This is a genomic window from Frankia sp. R82 (assembly GCF_023716925.1).
In the GTDB taxonomy this organism is placed as follows: Bacteria; Actinomycetota; Actinomycetes; order Frankiales; family Frankiaceae; genus Frankia.
In genome coordinates this window covers 1-4,503 of sequence record NZ_JAMQQG010000270.1, presented here as the reverse complement: position 1 = coordinate 4,503, position 4,503 = coordinate 1, and the positions used below count along the sequence as shown (strand labels likewise).

Sequence of the window (4,503 nt, the reverse complement as noted above, 5' to 3'; positions counted from 1 at the left end):
CCCCGCCGGCGGCCGGCCCGATCCCGCGGCCGACCAGGCCCTTCCCGTCTCCGGATGGCACCAGCCCGCCGGCCAGGTCGAGGTCCTGGTCGGCGGTCAGGTCGAGCACCTTCAGGGCGACCATCCGGTCGAGCAGGCGCTGGCGCGCGGCGAACACGGCGCCGAACGCCCCGCGGCCGAGCAGCTCGCCGATCTCGAAGCGAGGCAGCCCGGCGGCGAGGCGCGCGCGGTCGATCGTCATCGGCACGGCGGCCGGTAGGGCAGGTCGGGCAGGTAGCGGGCCCATTCCGCCCGGGTGATCGGATCGCCCATCCCGGCGCAGAGCCGGTCGACGACCCGGTCCACGTCGGTGTCCCAGACGAACCCGACGACCTGGTTGGGACCGCCGACCAGGTACCGGCCGTCGGGGGTGTAGGAGACCGCGACCATGGCCCCGTACTGCCCACTGAGGCGGACCGGCGACGCCGCCGGACGGTCCACGTCCCAGGTGACGACGGTTCCGTCGCTGACGGCTGCGGTCAGCCCGCGCCCGTCCGGGGTGTAGGTGATGGCGTTGACGGCGTCGGTGGCGCCGACGAAGATCTTCCCCGGCGCGGGCCGGCGCAGGTCACGGACGTCCCAGGTGCGCACCTGGCTCTCGGTGCTGGCGGCCATCGTCCGCCCGTCCGGGCTGAACCGGATGCTGGTGACCGTGGCCGGGAAACCGCCGAGGGTGGCCAGCGGCGTCAGACGGGCCGGGGTGCGCACGTCCCACAGCCGCAGCTGGTGGTCGGGGCCGCCGGTGGCCAGGGTGCGGCCGTCGGGGGTGAGCGCGACGGCGGTCAGCCCGAAGCGGTGGGCGTTCACCCGGGTCAGGGCGCGCGGGGCTCGCGGATCGTGGACGTCCCAGACGGCCAGCTCGCCGTCGCCGACGGCGGCGTACAACGTCCGCCGGTCGGGGCTGAAGACGATCTCACCGACGGTGTAGGTGCGCTCTGTCATCTGGCCGAGCGGGGTGACGTGCTTCGGGTCGGTGGTGTCCCACAGCATGATCCTGCCGTCCTGGCCGGCGGTGGCCAGCGTCCGGCTGTCACCGGTGAGCGCGAGCCCGCCGACCGCTCCGTCGTGCCCGCGCAGGGTCTGCACCGACCGGGGGTGCGCCGGGTCGGCCAGGTCCCACAGCATCGCGGTGTTGTCGTAGCTGCCGGTGGCCGCGAACCGTCCGTTCGGGGCGACCAGCGCGTTCCAGATGAACTGGACCTGCCCGGCGAGGGTGAAGGTCAGCACCGACCACTGGCGCAGCGACGCGTCCGTCGCCCCGGTCGCGAGGGTCCGCCCGTCCGGGCTGAACGCGAGCCCGAGCACCTTGGCCGGATGCGGAAGCAGCTCCAGCGGGTCGGCGTTGTGCAGCGGGTTGACGAGCTTCACCGTGCTCGCGCTGGCGAGGGCCAGCACCTGCCCGTCCGGGCTGAACGCGACGGCGTCCACCGAGGAGGTCTGGTCGTCGACGTAGATCTGCTGCGGATGCGCCGGGTCGGTGACGGTGAACACCCGTGCGGTGGTGTCGAGGCTGCCGGTGGCGACGCTGCGCCCACTGTGGCTGAACGCGACCGCGCGGATCTGGGTGCTGGGGTCGAGCACCACGTTGGAGCCGACCGGTCCGGACAGCCGGGCGACCTCTCGCGGCCGGGCCGGGTCGGCGACGTCCCACAGCCGTGCCGTCCCGTCCTCGCCGCCGGTGACGATGAGGGTGCCGGCCGGGTTGTAGGCGAGTGCCCGCACCTCGCCGCGGTGCCCGACCAGGTCCGCGCCGGCGACCGGCCGCCGCGGGTCGGTGATGTTCCACAGCCGGACGTCCGAGCCGTAACCGCCGGCCGCCAGCGTCCGTCCGTCCGGGCTGAACGCGAGCCCGAACACCGAGGTGGACGCGAGGGTGGGCAAGGTCGCGAGGAACACCGGTCTCGCCGGGTCGGCCAGGTCGTACAAGCGCACCGTGTGGTCGTCGCTGCCGGTGGCCAGCAGCCGGCCGGTGGGGGCGAAAGCCACCGACTTCACCGCCAGCCGGTGGCCGGTGAGCTTCGCGAGCGGGGTGGCGCGCGCCGGGTCGCGGGCGTCCCACACATCGGTTGTCCAGTCGTTGCTGCCGGTGGCCAGCAGGCGGCCGTCCGGGCTGTACGCGGTGGCGGTGATCGCCGCCCAGTGCCCGCCGAGCCGGCGGGTCGCGAACCCGTAGCCGCTGGACGGCGAGTTGATCACGGCGCCGCGGGCGGCGGTGGTGTCGGCGTAGCGGTGGGCGACCAGGCCGAGCTGTGCGGCCAGCAGCGGGTCGGAGCTGCGCAGCGAGTCGGCCTGGTTGGCGACCTGACGGGACAGCGCGAGCGCCCGGTCATGCTCGGCGGTCGAACGTTGGTGCAGCGCGTACGCCGTCGCCGCCGCCGCGAACAGGACGAGCACCGTCAGCCCGGCGACGAGCTGCTGCAGCCGCCGGGTACGTCGCCGGGTGGCGCGGGCATCCGCCTGCTCCCGGGTGACGCTCGCGTCGAGGAACGCCGCCGCGGCACCGGACAGCCCGGCTCGGTGGTCGCCGACCGCCGCCCACTCGCTCGCGGTGGCCAGCCTGGTCCCCGACAGCAGATAGGACGGGTCCCGCCCACCGCCGTCCCAACGTCCGGCGGCCTCGGTGAGCTCCTGGCGGGTGAGCGCGCCGACCCGGTCGAACTCGATCCACTGTCGCAGCCGTGGCCAGGACCGCAGCAGCGCCTCGTGGGCGAGCTGCACACTGTCCGCGTCCGTCGTGATCAGCCGGGCGGCGATGAACCCGTCCAGCACCCGGGAACCGGCGTGGGTGTCGCTCAGCTCGTCGAGCAGCTCGTCGCGCCGCGTCCGCCGGCGGGTGTCGTCGGTGGTCTCGCCGATGCGCACCAGCCGCATGAGCAGCTCGCGGGCCGCGGCCTGGGCCGGTGGGTCAAGCTCGGCGTAGGCCTGTTCGGCGGTGGTGGCGATCGCCCCGACCAGCCCACCGCCACGCAGGTGCCCGGCGACGGTCAGCGCCCGGCCCTCCCGCTGCTGCCAGGTGGTGAGCAGGGCATGCGCGAGCAGTGGCAACGCCCCCGGATCGGCGATCACCGACCCCCCGCCGCCGGCTGCGCCACCCCCGGATCCGCCCTCGCCGGTGTCACGGCCTGCGGTCCCGCTGCCTGCGGGGACGGCCTCGCCGTTGCCTGCTCCGTCGGCACCACCGCCAGGACCGCCACTACCAGAACCGCCACTGCCAGAACCGCCACTGCCAGGACCGCCACCGGCGCCCAGACCGTGCAGCAGCAGGTCGACGAGTCCCGGTTCGCAGGTCAGGCCGACCAGCTCCGCCGGGCGCACGATGGCGTCGCGGACCTCGCCCGCCGTCATCGGGCCGACGACGACCTGCCCGGACTGCAGCGCGTCGAGCAGTTCGGGGTGGGCGGCGCAGTGGCCGTAGAAGTCGGCCCGCACGCCGAGCACGACGACAGCCGGTGCCCGCGTGCCGTCCTGGGGCGGTGTGCTGACCGCCCGCAGGCAACGGACGAACGTCACCCGGTCGGCCTCGTCGCTGAGGGTGAACAGCTCCTCGAACTGATCGACGACGAGCACCACCTGCCCCGGCGCGGGGGTCCCGTCCGGAGCGGTGCGCAGGGCGAGCAGTTCGGTGAGAGCCCGGGCGAACCGGTCGGGATCGCTGACCAGAGCCTCCAGCTGGGTGCTGGCCAGCAGCGGCACCGTCGTCGCCTGGGCGAGGCGGGCGGCGAGTTCGCGCAACGGCTGCGCGGTGGGCGTCATGATGATCCGCGGCCAGTCCGCCGAGCCGGGGAGCCGGCCCGCGGCCAGTGCCGGCACCAGGCCGGCCCGCAGCAGCGACGACTTGCCCGACCCGGATGCGCCGACGACGACCAGCGGTCCGGCCCCGGCCAGACGATCCCGGAGCCGGGCGAGCAGATCGGTGACGGCGCGGTCCCGGCCGAAGAACCACTGTGCACTCGTCGCGTCGAACGAGGTCAGCCCCGGGTACGGACACACCTGCCGGGCGACGACCGGTGGCTCGACCCGCCGGGTGGCGACGTCGTCGTCGTCGAGCGCGTCGTCTTCCTGTTCGACGCCGGCGTCACCAGGGTCGCCGCCGCCAGGGTCGCCGCCGTCACCAGGGCCGCCGTCACCAGGGCCGCTGCCGCCGGCGTCGCCGGTGGTGGGCAGCTCGGGGCCGGGGGAGGTGTGGGCCCGGTTGGTGGCCACGACCAGGTGGTCGGCCCAGTTGCTCGGGATCCGCCGGGTCGGCGGCTCGGCAGTGAGCCGTTGCCGCAGTCGCCGGTACAGATCCTCCAGGGTCAGTTCGGGTGGCCCGTCCGGGTCCCCGTCGACCAGCAGGGAGATCAACAGTCCGGTGAGCGCGGTGCGTTCCGCCCCGGACGGTGCCAGCGCCGCGAGGTCGGCCGCCCCGCAGACCAGCACGTCGATGCGCCCGGCCGGGCCCGCCGCCCCGCCGATGGGCCGGGC

Annotated in this window: 2 protein-coding genes; both read right to left on the bottom strand. The window is 74.9% G+C overall.

Annotated elements, in window-relative coordinates; all coding sequences use genetic code 11:
* The coding region (locus tag ND747_RS20050; protein WP_251735378.1) for a hypothetical protein at positions 1 to 241 on the bottom strand (241 nt) is incomplete at its 3' end.
* A partial coding sequence (locus ND747_RS29460) for an AAA family ATPase (protein WP_285900841.1) occupies positions 238 to 4,503 on the bottom strand: 4,266 nt, incomplete at its 5' end. The genes ND747_RS29460 and ND747_RS20050, both read right to left, overlap by 4 nt.